Consider the following 399-nt stretch of genomic DNA (forward strand, 5'->3'; position numbering starts at 1 on the left):
CGGTAGGACGGCACGGATCACTGCGCGATGCACTCGCTGCGGCGATCGCCGCATGGCCACAGGACTCCGGCCTGCCATCGATGCGGGACGTTGAAGTCGCGCAGGTCAAACCTATCGCTTTGTCGGATGCCACAGAAGACGGATGGGGAAGCACGCGGCCGACGCTGTTCCAGCCCGATCAAGGCGAAGGGGGGCAGAAGGGCGTGTACGAAACGAAGCCTTGGAAACTTGAGTTGTGGGATGACGCTTATCCAACCGCTACCAGGTCGGTGAATGCTGGAGCCAATCTCGCAACGGCATTGGCGGGCGCTGCGACTGGCACTGGTTTCACTGGCATTTCTGCGCTCACCGGCGCCCTGAACGCGGCGACTTCCGCGGTGGTCAGTTCCGCAGTGCTCG

At 62.9% G+C, this 399-nt stretch carries 1 protein-coding gene; it reads left to right on the forward strand.

What is annotated here, in order from left to right; translation table 11 throughout:
• Positions 1-80 precede the first annotated feature (80 nt).
• Positions 81-399 (forward strand): hypothetical protein (locus FJV41_RS57615; protein ID WP_220138068.1); only part of this gene is annotated, 319 nt, incomplete at its 3' end.

The sequence above is a fragment of the Myxococcus llanfairpwllgwyngyllgogerychwyrndrobwllllantysiliogogogochensis genome (genome assembly GCF_006636215.1).
GTDB lineage: Bacteria > Myxococcota > Myxococcia > Myxococcales > Myxococcaceae > Myxococcus > Myxococcus llanfairpwllgwyngyllgogerychwyrndrobwllllantysiliogogogochensis.